This is a genomic window from Nocardiopsis sp. NPDC006198 (assembly GCF_040613895.1).
Classification (GTDB): domain Bacteria; phylum Actinomycetota; class Actinomycetes; order Streptosporangiales; family Streptosporangiaceae; genus Nocardiopsis; species Nocardiopsis tropica.
In genome coordinates this window covers 1-16,318 of the sequence record NZ_JBEXSY010000017.1, presented here as the reverse complement: position 1 = coordinate 16,318, position 16,318 = coordinate 1, and the positions used below count along the sequence as shown (strand labels likewise).

Annotated in this window: 11 protein-coding genes; 1 reads left to right on the top strand and 10 read right to left on the bottom strand. The window is 75.2% G+C overall.

Translation table 11 applies throughout. The features are described 5' to 3' along the window. Positions 1-47 precede the first annotated feature (47 nt). From ABZ234_RS14010 to ABZ234_RS13975, 8 genes are all read right to left on the bottom strand, one after another. Positions 48-2,477 (bottom strand): endonuclease/exonuclease/phosphatase family protein, encoded by a 2,430-nt coding sequence (locus ABZ234_RS14010; RefSeq protein ID WP_355012272.1) that lies wholly within the window; start codon positions 2,475-2,477, stop codon positions 48-50. A 295-nt stretch (positions 2,478-2,772) separates the two neighbouring features. Continuing rightward, positions 2,773-5,373: a polynucleotide kinase-phosphatase gene (locus ABZ234_RS14005; RefSeq protein WP_355012271.1), complete on the bottom strand. Its 2,601-nt coding sequence runs from the start codon at positions 5,371-5,373 to the stop codon at positions 2,773-2,775. After that, positions 5,370-6,980, bottom strand: coding sequence for a 3' terminal RNA ribose 2'-O-methyltransferase Hen1 (locus ABZ234_RS14000; RefSeq protein ID WP_355012270.1), 1,611 nt, complete (start codon positions 6,978-6,980; stop codon positions 5,370-5,372). Before ABZ234_RS14000 ends, ABZ234_RS14005 begins: the two co-directional genes overlap by 4 nt. Positions 6,981-7,113: 133 nt before the next feature. Then, on the bottom strand, positions 7,114-7,593 hold the full coding sequence (locus ABZ234_RS13995; protein WP_267948101.1) for a transporter: 480 nt from the start codon (positions 7,591-7,593) through the stop codon (positions 7,114-7,116). 58 nt (positions 7,594-7,651) lie between these two features. Next, positions 7,652-8,689, bottom strand: a complete 1,038-nt coding sequence (locus tag ABZ234_RS13990; RefSeq protein ID WP_355012269.1) for a hypothetical protein — start codon at positions 8,687-8,689, stop codon at positions 7,652-7,654. A gap of 129 nt (positions 8,690-8,818) precedes the next feature. Further along, the gene (locus tag ABZ234_RS13985) at positions 8,819-11,092 is read right to left on the bottom strand and encodes a TRAP transporter fused permease subunit (RefSeq protein ID WP_355012268.1); all 2,274 of its coding nucleotides are present in this window, start codon (positions 11,090-11,092) and stop codon (positions 8,819-8,821) included. 60 nt (positions 11,093-11,152) lie between these two features. Beyond that, positions 11,153-11,707, bottom strand: a complete 555-nt coding sequence (locus ABZ234_RS13980) for a DUF1850 domain-containing protein (RefSeq protein ID WP_355012267.1) — start codon at positions 11,705-11,707, stop codon at positions 11,153-11,155. A 12-nt stretch (positions 11,708-11,719) separates the two neighbouring features. Beyond that, positions 11,720-12,745, bottom strand: coding sequence for a TAXI family TRAP transporter solute-binding subunit (locus tag ABZ234_RS13975; RefSeq protein ID WP_355012266.1), 1,026 nt, complete (start codon positions 12,743-12,745; stop codon positions 11,720-11,722). Between the two features lie 204 nt (positions 12,746-12,949). On the opposite strand from ABZ234_RS13975, the gene ABZ234_RS13970 reads away from it, so the two are divergent. Continuing rightward, positions 12,950-14,077 (top strand): TAXI family TRAP transporter solute-binding subunit, encoded by a 1,128-nt coding sequence (locus tag ABZ234_RS13970; RefSeq protein WP_355012265.1) that lies wholly within the window; start codon positions 12,950-12,952, stop codon positions 14,075-14,077. On the opposite strand, the gene ABZ234_RS13965 is transcribed toward ABZ234_RS13970, so the two are convergent. Beyond that, positions 13,989-15,398 (bottom strand): HAMP domain-containing sensor histidine kinase, encoded by a 1,410-nt coding sequence (locus ABZ234_RS13965; RefSeq protein ID WP_267948095.1) that lies wholly within the window; start codon positions 15,396-15,398, stop codon positions 13,989-13,991. The genes ABZ234_RS13970 and ABZ234_RS13965 overlap by 89 nt on opposite strands. 30 nt (positions 15,399-15,428) lie before the next feature. After that, positions 15,429-16,175, bottom strand: coding sequence for a response regulator transcription factor (locus ABZ234_RS13960; RefSeq protein ID WP_355012264.1), 747 nt, complete (start codon positions 16,173-16,175; stop codon positions 15,429-15,431). Between the last annotated feature and the right edge of the window lie 143 nt (positions 16,176-16,318).

Genomic DNA, 16,318 nt, shown 5'->3' with positions numbered 1-16,318 from the left:
GAGGGGGCGGGCGCGGCCGGGCGCCCGCCCCCTCCGGTCCGCGCGGGTCAGCCGCGTCCCGGCGGGGTGCTCCGGCGGGTGTCCAGCCACAGCACCTGCGGGTCGTGGTCGCTGACCTGGTCGTGGAACTCGGAGTTGAGCCGCGCGACCGCGTAGTCGACGCGTCCCGCCAGGGCCCGGTTGACCAGGATGTGGTCCAGGGCCTGGGAGTTGCCGTCGAACACGTAGTTGTAGCGCTCCCCCTCGGGCAGGTCCTCCATGGGGTTGTGCAGGCGCCCCTCCCCGGTGAGGATCTCCAGGGTCCGCGAGAACTGGAAGTCGTTCAGGTCGCCCATGACGACCAGGTTGGCCTGCGGGTCCGCCGCGAGCAGTTCGTCGGCGAACGTCCCGACCAGCTCGGCCTGGGCGTGGCGCTGGGCCTCGCTGGTGCGGTTCGGCGGCTGGTTGACGCCGTGGAGCGGCTCGTCCCCGCCCTTGGAGTTGAAGTGGTTGGTGACCACGTAGACGTCCCGGTTGAGGGCGCGGAAGTGGCCGACCAGCGGCTTGCGGCTGGAGTCCCACGCCTCGTCCAGCGGGCTGATGCGGCCCGGGGACACCGACAGCTCGGCGCCCCGCGCGCCGTCCACGACCTCGACGGCGGTGGTGGCGTCGCCGCCCTCGCGGTCCACGAACTCGACCCGCTCGGGGTCGAACAGGAAGGCGTTGCGGATGTTGCCGCCCGGCTGTCCGCCGTCCTGCTTGTCCTCGGGGCTGATCTGCCGCCACTCGTAGGCGGGGCCGCCGTGCGCGGCGACGGCCTCCACGAGCCGGTCGAGGGTGACGCCCGCGTCGACGGTGCCGTCGTCCACGGGGCCGCTGTCGTCCTGGATCTCCTCCAGCCCGATGATGTCGGGCGTGTCCAGGTGGTCGACGATCCCGGCCGCGAGCGCGTCGAACCTGGCCTGGTCGTCACGGCCGCCGAGGTTCTCGACGTTGTAGGTGGCGATGCTGACCTCGTACCGCTCGGTGTCGCGGACCGGGGTGCGCTCCAGGCCGCCCGGGACGTGCTCCCCCAGGGTGGTGGCGCGGATCAGGTAGCCGCCGAACCGGCTGTGGTGGAGGGGGCCCTCGGTGACCCCGGCGAGGGTGTCGCCGACGTTCGCCTCGGGGAAGGGGTGCTCGGCGCGGTCGAGCAGGGACTCGACCTTGACCCGCCCGGAGTTGGGTTCGTCGTAGGAGCCGTAGGCGGTCCCGCCGTTGACGGTGGGGTTCTGGCCGGGATCGGTGGTCACCCACAGGGCGTGGTAGCCGTCCGTGGCGCCCACCACGGGGGCGTCCTCGACGCGGACCGTCATGTGCTCGTGCGCGGCCCAGAAGTCCAGCGCGTACTTGTCGGGCTCCAGCTCCAGGCCGGAGACGTCGCCGCCGTGGTCGGGCGCGTACGCCTCGGGGAGGGCGTCGGCGTCCAGCAGGACGGAGTCGGGGAGCGCGTTGCCGGTGGACAGGACGGTCCAGCGGGCCCCGTCGAGCTGGGTGGTGGTCTGGTGGCCGGCCGCGGGCCGGTACTCGCCGACCCGCCCGGCGACCAGGACCTCGTCGCCGGGGGCGACGGCGGGCGTGGTGGAGCCGGTGAAGACGAAGAGGGCCTCGCTCGTGCGGGGGTCGCCGTCGCCCTCGGTGTCCTGGAACCAGAATCCGCGGGCGCCGCCGAAGGCGTTGACCGCCGTCACCACCCCGGGCAGGCCGGTGACCTGGCGGCCGGCGTACGGGGAGGTGCGGGTGGTGCCCTGCACGTCGTGGACGCGCAGGTCGCCGGGCTCGACGGGCTCCTCCGGCCCGCCGCCGTCGCCCGCCGTCTCGCCCGCCGCGTTGGTGGGCGTGGGGTCCCCGGCGGTGAGGTCGGCGGCGTTGTCGCCCGTGTCGGTGAACGCGGCGTCGCGCGAGGCGGACGCGGTGTTGGAGAGCCCCGTGACGGGCGATCCGGCGTGGACGACGGCGTTGCCGTAGCCGACCACGTCCACCACGGAGCCGTCCTGCGCGCACGCCGCCGCGGTCCGGCAGGAGACCGGCTCGGTGCCGGAGACGAGCAGGACCGTGCCCGCGGTCGCGGACATGTTGGTGCTGCCGGCGGTGTCGGGGGCGGGGAGCTCGACGCTGCCCCCGGCGCCCGCCGCCTGGCGGACGAGGTGGTGGCCTCCCGCCGGGATCTCCCCGGTCAGGGCCGTGACCTGCACCCGTGTGGACGGCCCCGGGGCGGCGGGGAGGTACTGGACGCTCCAGCCGTCGAGGTCGGCGGGTCCGCCGGCCGGGTTCCCGAGCTCGACGAAGTCGTGGCGCAGCAGGGCTCCGCTGTTGCCGCCTCCGCCGTACACCTCGCTGATCACGGGCGCGGCGTCGTCGGCGAGGGCGGGCGGCGCCGCCGCGAGGCCGACGCCGAGGAGGACCGCGGCCGCGGCGGACGTGGACGCGATCAGGCGTCCGGGTCGGGTGGGGGACACATCTGCTCCGGGGGTCGCTGGGCAACGGGGGCCCGCACATCATCACCCGCGCGGATGTCCGACCGGAAGAGAAGGCGTGAAATGAAGGCGAAGCGGGCGGCCGCCGGCGCGGTCCGACCGGCGTCGCGCGTCCTGCGCCCGTGCGGACCGCCGGGTCCGGCCGGGGCGCCCGCGTCCCCTGCCGGGACCGCGGGCGCCCGGGCCCAGGAGGTCCCCGCACCGCCCCGGCCCGCTCCGCTCCCGGCCGCGTGTCCGGCCCGGCGCCCCGGGCGGGGCCGCCGGGCCGGGCGCGCGCCTACAGGCGCGGGTCGACCGGCTCGGAGGCCAGTGCCAGGACCGCGAACACGGGCTCGTGCACCCGCCACAGGGGTTCGCGGCGGGCGTGCCGGGCCAGGGCCTCCAGCCCCAGTTTGTGCTCGCGCATGGCCAGGCTGTTCTTGCGGCCGAGGTTGCGGTCCTTGAGCACGGCCAGCCTTTCGGGGTCGGTGTAGTCGGCTCCGTAGACGATCCGCAGGTACTCGGGCCCGCGCACCTTCAGCCCCGGCTGGACCAGGCCCTTGCGGCCCTCGGCCCGTGCGCCCAGGACCGGCTTGACCACCATGCCCTCGCCGCCGGCGGAGACCAGGTCGGTCCACCAGTCGGCGGCCGAGCCGCAGGCCGCCGGGTCGGTGGTGTCGACCACCCGGTAGCGGGTGGGCTGCACCAGCCCTCCGGTCTCCGCGAGCCGTTCGGCGATCGCCATGTGCCACAGGTGGTCGGCGTCGGTGTACTCCCGGCCCTCGGAGGCGAGCACCGCGAAGGGCGCGTACCGGAGCCCCGCGGCGCCGTCGGTGTCCCACGAGTAGCGCCGGTAGACCCGGCTGAACGCCTCCGTCTGCTCCGTCCGCAGGGCGACCTTGTCGGCCAGGCCGTCCACGGGCACACCGCGCGCGGCCGCGGCGCGGAGGGCGGCCGCGGCGGCGGGCAGGGAGGCGCGGGCGGCGGCGCCCACCGACGCGTACTGCTCGCGGATCAGCGGCCGGGCCTTGGCCGACCAGGGCAGGAGCTCGCCGTCCAGGGCCACCCAGTCGGTGCCGAGCCGGTCCCACAGGTCCGCCTCGGTCACGGCGCGGCGCAGCTGGTCGACGACCTCCGCCCGGAGCGCGGGGTCCTGGAAGAACGGGCGCCCGGTCCGGGTGTAGACCGTCCCCAGCTCGCCGGGGACGAACCGCCGCTCGGCGGCCTCCCCGTCCCTGCAGAGCACGGCGACGGCGCGCGAGCCCATGTGCTTCTCCTGGCACACGACCTCGCCGGTCCCGGCGCCCCGGAAGTACGCGAACGCCTCGTCCGGGTGCTCCAGGAGCCCCGGTGCGGCGGCGGTCGGCGCGGGGGCCATGGTCGGCGGCAGGTACAGGAGCCAGCGCGGGTCGACCGCGAACCGGCTCATGACCTCCAGCGCGGACAGCGTGCTGCCGCTGTCGGTGCGCACGGCCCCGTCGGCGGTCTCCACGTACAGGCCGGGAGCCGAGACGCCGTCGCCGACCCCGACGTCGGTGATGTCGACGGTGTCGTCGGCGCGCCGCTCCCCGTCCTCCGGGGGCGTGCCCGACAGCGGCCGGACCGGCTCGTACCAGGTGCGGTGGGCGTCGACGGCGACCAGTTCGCGCTCCGGGTGGCGCAGCGCGGTGAGCTTGCCGCCGAACACGCAGCCCGTGTCCAGGCAGATGGTGTTGTTGAGCCACTCCGCCTTGACGGTGGGCACGTGGCCGTAGACCACGGCCGCCTTCCCCCGGTACTCGCGGGCCCAGGGCAGCCGCACGGGGAGGCCGTACTCGTCGGTCTCCCCGGTGGTCTCGCCGTACAGGGCGAAGGAGCGCACGCGGCCCGAGGCCCGGCCGTGGTACTCCTCCTTGAGCCCGGCGTGGGCGACGACGAGCCTTCCCCCGTCGAGGACGAGGTGGCTGACCAGGCCGTCGCAGAAGGCGAGCACCCGCGCGCGGAACTCCTCGCTCTCCCGGCCCAGCTGCTCCAGGGTCTCGGCCAGGCCGTGGGTGGCCTGGACCTTGGCGCCCTTGAGCGCTCTGATCAGCTTGTTCTCGTGGTTCCCGGGCACGCACAGGGCGTCGCCGTCGGCGACCATGCCCATGACCAGGCGCAGCACGCCGGGGCTGTCCGGCCCGCGGTCCACGAGGTCGCCGACGAACACCGCCGTGCGCCCGTCGGGGTGGCGCGCCCCCACGGGGCGCCCCTCCCCGTCGCGGGACAGCTCGTAGCCGAGGACGCCGAGGAGTTCCTCCAGCTCCTCCCGGCAGCCGTGCACGTCGCCGACGATGTCGAAGGGGCCGGTGAGCTCCGTCCGGTCCGGCCAGGCGCGCTCGAGTTCGACGGTGGCGCCGTCGATCTCCTCCGGGCCGCGCAGGACGTGGATCCTGCGGAAGCCCTCGCGGGACAGCCTCTTCAGCCCCTGGCGGAGTTCGCGCCGCTGCCGCCGGACGACGTGGTCGCCGAAGTCGCGGTCGGGCCGCCCGCGGTTGCGCTCCTTCGCCAGGGCCTCGGGGACGTCCAGCACGATCGCGGTGGACAGCACGTTGTTGTCCTTGGCGATGCGCACCAGTTCCCCGCGCACCCTGCTCTGCACGTTGGTGGCGTCCACGACGGTGAGGAGTCCCCGCCGCAGCCGGATGTCCACGACGGTGTGGAGCAGGGCGAACGCGTCCGCGCTCGCGGACTGGTCGTTCTCGTCGTCGCTGACCATGCCCCGGCAGTGGTCGGAGCTGATCACCTGCGTGGGCGCGAAGTGCTCGGCGGCGAACGTGGACTTGCCGGATCCGGACACCCCGATCAGCACGACGAGCCCCATCCTGGGCACGCCGAGCACACGCGGCTCGGGGGTCCGGTCCTCCTCGGTCGTACTCATCGGACGAAGACTCCCATCTGGGTCGGGGAACCGGTCTCCGGGTCCTCGGACCCGACCGGCAGGCGGCGGAGGCGGTAGCCGTACTGTTCGGCGACGCGGTCGGCCCACCGGGCGAACTCGGCGCGCGTCCACTCGAACCGGTGGTCGCTGTGCCGGAGGGAGCCGTCCGCCAGGCCCTCGTAGTGCGTGTTGTACTCGGCGTTGGGGGTGGTGACCACCACGACGCGGGGCCGGGCGGCGCCGAACACGCTCTCCTCCATCGCGGGCAGCCGCGACGGGTCGAGGTGCTCGATCACCTCCATCAGGACGGCGGCGTCGTACCCGGAGAACCGCCGGTCGCGGTAGACCACGGAGCCGACCAGCAGCTCGGGGCGCGGCGGCGCGCCGTTGGAACCCACCGCCCCGCCGGTGAGGGCGGGCAGCGGCCGGTGGCGCCTGCCCCCGCCGGGGTCGCAGCCCCGGCAGGTCCTGCGGTGGGCGTGTTCGAGGGCGGTGACGCTGACGTCCACCCCGGTCACGCGTGTGAGGGAGCGGTCGGCCGCCAGCCGCGCGAGCAGCCGGCCGGAGCCGCAGCCCAGGTCGATGACGCTGGTGGCGTCCTCCGCCTCCAGCACCGCCATGACCGCCCCGGCGCGCTGCTCGGCCAGGGTGGGGACGCGCTCGTCGTGCCCCTCGGCCGGAGGCGCCGTTTCGGGCTCCTCCGCCGCGGGGTCGTCCGCGCCGTCGCCCTCCGCGAGGTCCTCGGCCTCGGCGATGCGGGCCAGCGCGGTCCGCACGTAGGCGTCGCGGCGGTTGAGGTAGCGGCGGGTGATCCAGTCCCGCTCGGGGTGCCCGGCCAGCCAGCCGACGTCCGCGTCGGGCCCGTCCGGCCCGTCGCCGTCCTCCCCGGGCGCCTCCGGCGCGCTCGCGGAGGGCGTCGCCTCCCCGGCCGCGGACGGCCCGTCCACGGCCGTCCGCGGCGCGGCGCCGGGCAGGCCGCCGGCGCGGAGGAGCTTGTCGACCTCGCTCCGGTCGACCCAGTAGTGCTTGCTGCCGTCCATGGCGGGGAGCAGCACGTACAGGTGGCTGAGGGCCTCGGACAGGCGCACGGTCCCGGTGAGGGTGAGCGAGAGGTAGTGGGAGTCGCCCCAGCCGGGCAGGCCGGGGTCGAGCGGGACCGGTTCGGCGTCGACCGTCCACCCCAGGGGCTCGAAGAGCGCCCGGGCGCGCTCCGCGCCGGAGCGGCAGGGGACGGCCGGCATCCGCAGCTCCAGCGGGAGGGGCGTGCGCGCCAGTTCGGGCCGGGCCCTGCACGAGCCCCGCAGCGCGGACCGGAACACCCTGCCCAGTGCCACCGTGAACAGGGAGGACGTCGCGTAGGGGCGGTCGTTGACGTACTGGGCGAGGGAGAAGTCGGGCGAGCTCACCGACGTGCGCGCCCGCAGGAGCGCCTGGGCGTCGACGTCCAGCAGGAGGGCCGCCGTGCAGCGCTCGCCGGTGGCCTCGGGGTAGAAGACGTGGGCGGTTCCGAAGGACTGCTCGAAGCTCTGCGCCCTGTCCGGGTGCTTGTGCAGCAGGAAACCGAGGTCCGTCGCCGGGGCCGCCGTGGTCGTGATCGTCAGTAGCACCCGTGCATTGTGTCCCCTCGGTCCGGCGCGGGGCCAGGGCTTTTCCGGCGGGGCCGGCGGAGCGGTGCGTCCGGCGGCCGGGTCCCGGGGCCGGGGGACCTCGCGGCGGGCGGCCGTGCGGAGCCGCCGGGGGTCAGCCGCCGGCGCTCTGCCGGGCGTGCCCGGCGGCGTGCAGGCGGGAGGTGACCAGGGCGGCGCCCGACAGGCAGAGCACGGAGACGACCGCGTCGACCGCGCCCATGGTCAGCATCGGGTCGATCTCGGTGTAGGCGGACCCGACCGGGATGGCGGTGTCGATCCACACCCACACCGTCAGGCCCACGAACGACAGGACCAGGTAGGGGACCGCGAAGACCAGCGCGGTGAGACCCGGGTAGGGCAGCCGGACGAGGCGGAGGAGGGGCCAGGCCAGGAGGGGGGCGACGAGGACGGGCACGAACGTCAGGAGCATGCCCGCGCCGATGTTGGCGTCGGGGCTGTCGTCGTGGGCCCCGATGGCGGCCCGCGCCACCCAGGCGGCCAGGAGCAGCAGGACGGACATGGCGAGCGCCGCGGCCGCGGCGAGGAGCATCGCGCGGGGGGCGGACACGGGGGTGTGGGGTCGGTGGGTCATGGTCCCAGCTTCCCCCGCCTCCCCCCGCCCCGCATGAGTACGCCTACTCACGGGGCCCTCAGGACGGTTCCGGCCCGCCCGTCGGGCGGACAGGGTCCACGCCGAGCTCCTCCATCGCCCGGGCCACCTGGGACCGGGCGCCTCCGAAGAACGACCACGGCTGGTCGCAGTAGACGTTGCCGACGGCGGACAGGTGCCATCGGGCGGCCTCGGTCATGCCCGCGCGGTGGAACGCCCAGCCGAACAGGTGGTGGGCCCGGACGTCGCCGGGGTGCGGCTCGGACGCGGCCGCCCACCCCTGGGCGAGGTCGAACAGCTCCTGCGCCGACCCGCCGTGCAGGCGGCCCAGCGCCTTGTCGACGACGAAGGGGGTGTTGCCCTCGGCGGCCAGCCTCTTCTGCTCGACCCGCACGTGCTCGGCGTGGGCGAGCGCCAGGACGGACGGCAGCGGGTGCCCCTCGGGCGCGGTGTCGGCGGCGGCTCCCGCGAAGGCGAACATCTCCTCGGTGCTGCCGCCCCTGGTCGCGGACAGGGAGCGCGTGCGGACCAGGTGCGCGGGGAACAGGTGCGGCGACCGTCCGGCGATCTCGCGCCAGAGCCGGTCCTTGTCCTCGCGGTCGGCGCCCAGGCCCATCGCGACGGTCTGGAGGCCCGCCCAGGGTGCGGCGTCGTCGGTGCGCAGCCGCGCCGACGCCTCCAGGGGGATGCGGGCCTCGTCCAGGGCCGCGGTGAACGCCTTGCGGTCGGCCTGGCGGGTGTCCGCGCCGCCCGCGGGCCGGCGCAGCGCGCGGGCGAGGAGCGTGTGCCCCAGCCAGAGCAGGACGTCGGCCCGGTCGGCGCCGTCCCCGAGGAGTTCGACGACGCTCTCGGGGCGGTCCGCGGCCGCGCGGCCGAGCGCCTCCGCCTGGACCACGCGGGTCTCGGGGTCCTCGCGGGACTCGGCCAGCAGCGGCAGCGCGGCCGCGGCCTCCCCCTCGCGCACGGCCTCGCACCCGGCCCGGAGGAGGGGGTCGGCGCCCAGGGACGCGGACACCAGGCGCGCCTCGATGTCGGCGCCGCGGGGCACCCTTGCCGGATTGCGTCCGAATCGCCACATGTGTGCGAGCGTAGCGGGCCCGTCGTGCCTGGACGACGGGCCCGCCGGGGGGGCACGGCGGGGCCGGGCCGCCACCGCCGGGGCGGGGGCCGGGCGGCCCCGGGCGTGCCGGGGCCGCGGAGGGCGCCGCTACCCGGACGCCGGGGCCCCGGCCCTGCCCGCGCTCCCCTCCGCTCCGCCGCCTCCGGGGACCGGCTCGGCCTCCGGAGCGCCGCCGCCGGGCGCGTCCGGCGCGGGGACCGCGCCGCGGGCCTTGTCCCTGCGGTGGTTGACGACCTGGAGGGCGATGAGCACGACGCCCAGGACGGAGCCCGCGAGAACGAACCAGTCGGGGTCGACGGACACCGACAGGACCGCGCCGGTCAGGGCGCTCCACTCGGGGGCGATCATGACGAGGGTCGCCGCCAGCGTGAGGGCGAGTCGTTCGCCGAGCAGGGTGCGCCGCAGGAAGTGCCCCTCCAGCGCCATCGCCGCGACCGCCAGGGCGATACAGCCGCTGAGCACGGCGACCACCAGGTTCGACACCGGCCCCTCGACGGCCATGAGGGCCGAGTAGGCCATCAGGACGGGGATGAGGTACAGGCCCTTGGCGAACTTCCACGCGGACAGGCCCGAGCGCATCGGACTGGCGTTGGCGATGCCCGCCGCCGCGAACGCGGCGAAGGCCACCGGCGGCGTGACGTTGGAGTCCTGGCTGTACCAGTACACGATCATGTGGGCGACGATCACCGCCAGGCCCAGCTCCTCCAGCGCCGGGACCGCCAGCACCGCCAGGACCACGTAGGACGCGGTGACCGGCAGGCCGATGCCCATGACCAGGGAGGCCAGCGCCACCATCAGCAGGGTGAGCAGCAGGCTGCCCGCGAAGGCGGTCACCAGGACGTCGGAGAAGACCAGGCCGAGACCGGTCAGGCCGACCATGCCGACGATGATGCCCGCCACCGCACAGGCGACGGAGACGGACAGCGTGCTGTTCGCGGCGAGGACGAACACCTCCAGGAAGTCCCTGGGGGACAGGCGGCTCCCGGCGCGGAGCATCGCCACGACCAGGAGTGCCCCGCAGGCGTACAGGCCCGCCCGGGTCGGCGGCACGTACTGGAGCAGCAGGACGACGAGCAGGACCAGCGGGGCGAGGAAGTGCCAGCCCGCCTTCATCACCGTGCCCAGGGAGGGCAGGTCGGAGTCCTTCGCGAGGCCGATGCCGTACTTGCGCGCCAGGATGTCCACGAAGAGGAACATGACGCCGAAGTACATCAGGGCCGGGATGATCGCCACCTTGACGATGTCCGCGTAGGGGATGCCGGTGCGCTCGGCCATGATGAACGCGCCCGCGCCCATGATGGGGGGCAGGATCTGCCCGCCCGTGGAGGCCGCGGCCTCGACCCCGGCCGCGTCGTGCTTCCTGTACCCGACCTTCTTCATCAGCGGGATCGTGAACGGCCCGGTGCTGACGACGTTGGCGATGGCGCTGCCGGAGACGGAGCCCATGAGGGCGCTGCCCAGGACCGCCCCCTTGGCGGGGCCGCCGACCATGCGCCCCGTGAGCACGTACGCCAGCCCGACGAAGAAGCTGCCGCCGCCCGTCTTGGACAGCAGCGCCCCGAACAGGATGAACACGAAGACGAAGGTGACGACCACGCCGAGGGTCATCCCGTAGATGCCGTCGCCGAGGTAGCTGTGCGTGGCGATGCGCTGGATGGTCGCGCCGGAGTGGCCGAACTGTCCGGGGACGAGCGGCCCGATCCAGGCGTAGAACACGAACACGGCGACCATCACGACCATGACCATGCCGACCGTCCGCCGGGTCGCCTCCAGCAGGAGGAGCATCGCGGCCAGGCCCATGATCCAGTCGGTGTCGGTGTAGGCGCCGGCGCGGGAGGCCAGCTCGGCCTGGAACACCATGGGGTAGAAGCTGACCGCCACGGTGCCCGCGATCAGCGCGAGGTCGAGCACCAGGGCCGGGACGGAGCGCCCGGCGCTCCCCTTCAGGGGCGGCTTGACCAGGAACACCAGCACCATGATGAACATCAGGTGGATGAGGCGCTGCTGGCGCGCGTCGAAGCCGGCGCGCAGGGCGATGTAGAGCTGGAAGAGGGTGAGCGCGGCGGCCAGGACCAGGACGACGGCGCCGACGGCGGCGGCGAGGGGGGTCTCTCCCCAGCGGGCCGCGGCGATCCGCCGCCAGGCGGGCCCGGCCTCCCCGTCCTCGCCCTCGACGTCGGGCAGCGCGTCGGCGGAGGTGCCGGTCCTGCGCCTGCCCCTCCCGGGCCGCGGCCCTGTCCCGTCCCCGGCCGGGAGGTCGGCGGGGGCCCCGGCCCGGCTCTCCGGGGACGGTCCGGCCTGCGCGTCGGCGGGGCCTGCGGTCGGGGTGTCGTCCCGTTCCGGCGGGGGTGTCTCGGCCATGCTTCTTCCTCGGTGCTCTCTGGGCTGGTGCGTGCGGGTCGCGGGCGGCGGAGCGCGGTGTCAGCACTCCGGCTCGGGGACGGTGGCGAGGGGCAGGAGCAGCGTGGGCAGCAGCACCGGTTCGACGCGCACGGGGTGCGCGGCGAGGCACGGCGACAGCCGCACCTCGGCCCCCGGGGCGCGGATCCGGTGGTCGACGGCGGGGGCGCCGACCCGGATGGTCAGCTCCGTGCCGATGTCGCGCTCCATGCCCTCCACGACCCACCACTCGCCGTCGGCGCGGCCGGCCCCCTCTCCGGGGATGTGGCCCATGCCCGCGCCGAACTGGCGGACGCGGGTGGAGTCCACGACCAGGCGTCCGTCCCGGACGAGGAGGTTCTCCTCGATCGGCAGGCCGTCGATGGAGTGGACGTAGGAGACCGTGAAGGGCTCGCCCCCGGCGAGGCGGAGGTGGCCCATGGTGTCGCCGCCGTCGCTGAGCCTGAGCGCGGGCCACACGGGCAGCAGGAGGGCGGCCAGGACCGCGCCCGCGCCCAGCAGGGCGGCGGTCCGCGGCCACCGGGGCCTCCTGGCGCCCGCGGGCCGCCCCGCGTGCGGCGGGGAAGCGGTCTCCATCGCGGCGCGCCCCTACGGGAGCAGGTCCCCGGGGATCTCGACGCCCTGCTCCTCGTAGAAGCGGACCGCGCCGGGGTGCACCGGGACCGGGCTGTTGACGATGGTCTCGGGGACCAGGTACTCCTCGCCGGGGGCGTACACGTTGAGGACCTGGTCGATGTTCTCGAACATGGCCGAGGTGATGTCGTAGGCCTGCTGCTCGTTGAACTCGCCGGACACGACCAGGGCGTTCCACACCGCGATGGTCTCGACGTCCTCGTCCACGCCCGGGTAGGTGCCGCCCGCGATGACGTGCTCGGTGTAGCCGCCGTAGCCGTTGACGACGGCGGAGCGCTCGTCGTCGCAGAGCGGGATGATGGAGATGTCGTCGGTGGTGCCGAGCTCGGTGATCCCGGCGTGGCCCTCGCCGACCACCCACGAGCCCGCGTCGAGCTGGTTGTTCTGGAGCGCGCTGGCGGTCTCGGCGTAGCCGAGCTGGTCGATCTCGATCTCGGTGAGGGCGATCTCCAGCGACTCGAAGACCTGGTTGGTGGTGGCCTCGTTGCCGCTGCCGACGTCGCCGACGGAGTAGCGGTTGCCGGCCACGTCCCCGAAGCACTCGAAGCCCCTGGCCTGGGCGATGGAGTCCAGGGTCACCGCGTGGAAGACGTTGGGGTAGAGGACGGCCAGCGAGTAGGTCTGGACGGGGTCGCCCTCGAAGTCCGCGCTGCCCTGGGCCGCCTGGTCGGCCGCGTCGCCCTGGACGATGCCGATGTGGCCCTCGCCGGAGCCGAGCAGGCGGATGTTCTCCACCGACGCGCCCGTGGCCTCGACCGAGCCGGTCTGGCCCTCGACGTGGTCGCCGATGATGGTGCTCAGGGCGCCGCCGATCGGGTAGTAGACGCCCGCGGTGCCGCCGGTGACGATGCTGAGGCGCTCCTGGACGGGGCCGGCCCCGAGCCCGACCTCCTCACCGTCGGACTCGGCGGGCTGGGCGCAACCGGCCAGCAGCAGGGCACCGGCGGGGATGGCGGCCAGGGACAGCATCGTGCGTCGCATGGTCGGGGGGTGTCCTCTCGGGGGAAGGCGGGGGCGGTGGCGGAGCGGCTCCGGGCGGAGGCGGATCCGCTCCGAACAGGGCCGATGTGGCGCAGGCCACTCCGCTGTCCTGAAACGTAGCCGTCACGCGCACGCAACCCGTAGCGGGGCGGGAGGGATTTGAGCCTCTCCTGAGGTTTCACGGTCCTTGCTAGTGTTCGGCCCATGGCGCGATCCCCCTTCCAGCGGCTGTCGACGGCCGCGGGGCTCCTCCTCACGGCCGTGGTCGCGGCGCCCCTCCTCACCTGGTCGCAGACGTGGGTGTCCGACCCGCTGCGCCTGTCCGTCGGCACGGGCGGCGAGGGGGGCGTCTACCACGCCTACGGTTCCGGGCTCGCCCGGATCGCGACCGCCCGTCCGGACACCGAGATCACCGCGCTCACCACCGCCGCGAGCGTGGAGAACAACCGGCGGGTGGCCTCCGGCTCCCTGGACGCCGCCTTCACGCTGGCCGACGTCGCCGCGCTGGCGGTCGCGGGGGATCCGCCCTTCGGGGAACCCCTGCCCATCACGGCGATCGCCCGCCTCTACGACAACCACACGCACCTGGTGGTGCGCGCGGACTCCCCCTACGAAGAGGTCGCCGACCTGGCCGGGGCCACCGTGTCCGTGGGCGCCCGGGGCTCGGGCACCGAGATGATGGCCGACCGGCTCCTGGACCTGGCCGGGCTCCTCCCGGAGCCGGCCGGCTCCGCAGGCCCCCTCCGGGAGGGCGGGACGGTCCGGCTCCGGCTGGGCATCGGGGCCTCGGCGCGGGCCCTGGAGAACGGGGAGGTCGACGCGTTCTTCTGGTCCGGCGGCCTGCCCACCCAGGCGGTCGCCGACCTGGCGGAGCGCACCCCGGTCCGGCTGCTCGACCTGGCCGGGCACGTTCCCGCCCTGGTCGCCGGGTACGGCGAGTACTTCTCCGAGCGGCCGGTGCCCGCGGGCACCTACCCGGGCGTGCCCTCGGTGCGCACCGTCGGGGTCCCGAGCCTGCTGGTCGCCGACGCGTCCATGCCCGACGACTCGGCGGAGGACCTGACCCGCCTGCTGTTCGAGTGGCGGGACCAGCTGGCCCGGATCCACCCGGTCGCGCTGCACCTGGACACCCGGTCGGCGATCGCGACCCTGCCGGTCCCCCTGCACCCCGGTGCGGCCGCGTACTACCGCGAGGTCAAGTACGCCTACGACGGACCGGTGGGCGGCGGGACGGCGGACGCGTTCAGGCCGGCAGGCGTATCCTCGCGTCGATCCCGTGCGGCGAGGCCGGCCGCAGGGACAGGTGCGCCCCCTGGAGTTCCAGCAGCGTGACGACGATGGACAGGCCGAGCCCGGAGCCGCCCACCCCGTCGTGGCCGTCGCGCCAGAACGGCCGGGACGCCTGCTCCAGCCGCGCCTCGGGCAGGCCCGGGCCGTCGTCCACCACGTGCACGTCCACGTGGCCGGGCCCGTCGGGGCCCGCCTCCGCCCGCTCCACCCGCACCGTGACCCGCACACCGCTCCCGCCGAACTTCAGGGCGTTGTCGATGAGCGCGTCCAGCGCCTGGTCCAGGGTCCCCTCCGCGCTGCGGACCCGCACCCCCTCGACCCCCTCGCGGACCAGCACGGCGCCCGCGCGCTCCGCGATCGGCTCCCAGGACGCCAGCCGGTCGTCGACGACCTCCAGGACGTCCTCCCACACCAGGGACTGCTCCGTGTCCTCCGTCCGGGCGAGGGTGAGCAGGCTGTCGCAGATCCGGGAGAGGCGGTCCACCTCGTCCAGCGCCATCCGGTGGTCGCGCGCCCCCTCCGGGGTGAGGTGCCGCGACAGGGAGTCCACCCGCAGCCGCAGGGCCGCCAGGGGGTTGCGCACCTGGTGTCCCGCGTAGGACACGAAGGTGCGCTGGCTCTCCAGCATGGAGGTGATGGTGTCCGCCATCCGGTTGAACGACTCCCCCAGGCGGCGCAGCTCCTCGGGCCCCTCCTCCGCCCGCACCCTGGTGTCCAGGCTCCCCCCGCTCACGGCGCGGGTCGCCTCCTCCAGGTCGTCGATGGGGCGCAGCACCCAGCGCGTGAGGGGGCCCGCCGCGGCGAACCCGGCGGCCATGAGGACGGCGACCGCCGCCCAGGCCACGCACCACTGCACGAGGGTCGAGCGGCGCAGGGAGCCGGTGGGCGAGGCGGTGACCGCCGCGCCGACGACCTCGCCCGAGCGGCCGACGGGCTCGGCCACGACCAGCGGCCCCCGCTGCCAGGGGTAGACCACCCTGTCGGCGCCCATGCGGTTGCCGGCCAGCGCGGTCCGCACCGCCTCGGGCAGCTCGTCGCCGTGCTGCCCCCACCGCCCGGGTTCCAGGTCCGACAGGTCGGCGACCTCGCGGGAGGAGGCGACGACGGCGCCGTCCCGGTCGACGACGACGGCGGTGATGCCGTACAGCCGGTCGTAGGCCGCCAGTTCGCCCGTCAGGCCCGACGCCGCCCCCGTGAGCACACCCGGTTCGGCGAGGCCGGCGAAGCGGGCGGTGTCGTTGATCCGGTCCAGGAGCATGTCGGAGGTGCCCCGGGCGGCGATGCTCCCGCACAGGGGCAGGGCCAGCCCGAGGCAGGCGGCGACCAGGAGGGTCGCGTACACGGTCAGCACACGTCGGCGCATGGCGGCGCCCCGGTCGGGGCCGGGCCCCGGTCAGGCCCGCCGGGCCGGGGCGGCGACCGCGGCGGCCGGGTCGGGCCCGCGGGCGGGCTCGCGGCGGGAGGCGGGGACGCCGTGCCCGCCCTCCGCCAGCCGGTAGCCGACGCCGCGCACGGTCTCGATGAGCCCGGGTACGCCCAGCTTGGCGCGCAGGGTGCCGATGTGCACCTCCAGCGTGCGCAGCGTCCCCGGCCAGGTGGTCCGCCACACCCTCAGGATCAGGCGTTCGCGGGACACGACCGCGCCCGCCTCCGCCGCCAGGGCGAGGAGGAGGTCGAACTCCTTCCGGGTGAGGTCCACCCGCTCGCCGTCGCGGACGACGGCGCGCGTCGCGCGGTCGACCCGCAGGGGGCCGATCGCCAGGGGTCCCCCGTCCCGCCTGCGGGTGCGGCGCAGCACCGCCTCCATCCGCGCGCAGAGCTCGTCGACGGCGAGCGGCTTGACCACGTAGTCGTCGGCCCCCGAGCGCAGGCCCCGGACGCGTTCGCGCTGCCTCCCGCGCGCGGTGACCATGATGACCGCGGTGTCGCCGACGTCGTGGCGCTCGCGCAGGAGGCCGCACAGCTCGATGCCGTCCATGTCGGGCAGGCCGAGGTCGAGCAGGACCAGGTCGGCGGGGGCCGCCGCCAGCGCGCCCTCGGCCGTCCGGACCTGGTCGACCGTGTAGCCGTTGGCCTCCAGTGCGCCGGCGAGGGCGTCGGCGAGCCGGACGTCGTCCTCGACGAGGAGCACCTTGATCATGGGTTCGCGTCCTTCGGGGGGAGGGCAGGGGTCGCTACCGCACCCTAGCGGGCACCAGCGGGCGCCGTTGGGCACATCGTGGTGGACAACCTGGCGGGACTGGAGCCGCCACAGGTCGAGGAGGAAGTCGGGGATGTCAATGA

Coding starts and splice junctions, on each gene's coding strand:
- ABZ234_RS13995 (WP_267948101.1), bottom strand. CDS start 7,593: ATGACCCACCGACCCCACACCCCCGTGTCCGCCCCCCGCGCGATGCTC.
- ABZ234_RS13970 (WP_355012265.1), top strand. CDS start 12,950: ATGGCGCGATCCCCCTTCCAGCGGCTGTCGACGGCCGCGGGGCTCCTC.
- ABZ234_RS13985 (WP_355012268.1), bottom strand. CDS start 11,092: ATGGCCGAGACACCCCCGCCGGAACGGGACGACACCCCGACCGCAGGC.
- ABZ234_RS13965 (WP_267948095.1), bottom strand. CDS start 15,398: ATGCGCCGACGTGTGCTGACCGTGTACGCGACCCTCCTGGTCGCCGCC.
- ABZ234_RS13980 (WP_355012267.1), bottom strand. CDS start 11,707: ATGGAGACCGCTTCCCCGCCGCACGCGGGGCGGCCCGCGGGCGCCAGG.
- ABZ234_RS13975 (WP_355012266.1), bottom strand. CDS start 12,745: ATGCGACGCACGATGCTGTCCCTGGCCGCCATCCCCGCCGGTGCCCTG.
- ABZ234_RS13960 (WP_355012264.1), bottom strand. CDS start 16,175: ATGATCAAGGTGCTCCTCGTCGAGGACGACGTCCGGCTCGCCGACGCC.
- ABZ234_RS13990 (WP_355012269.1), bottom strand. CDS start 8,689: ATGTGGCGATTCGGACGCAATCCGGCAAGGGTGCCCCGCGGCGCCGAC.
- ABZ234_RS14005 (WP_355012271.1), bottom strand. CDS start 5,373: ATGAGTACGACCGAGGAGGACCGGACCCCCGAGCCGCGTGTGCTCGGC.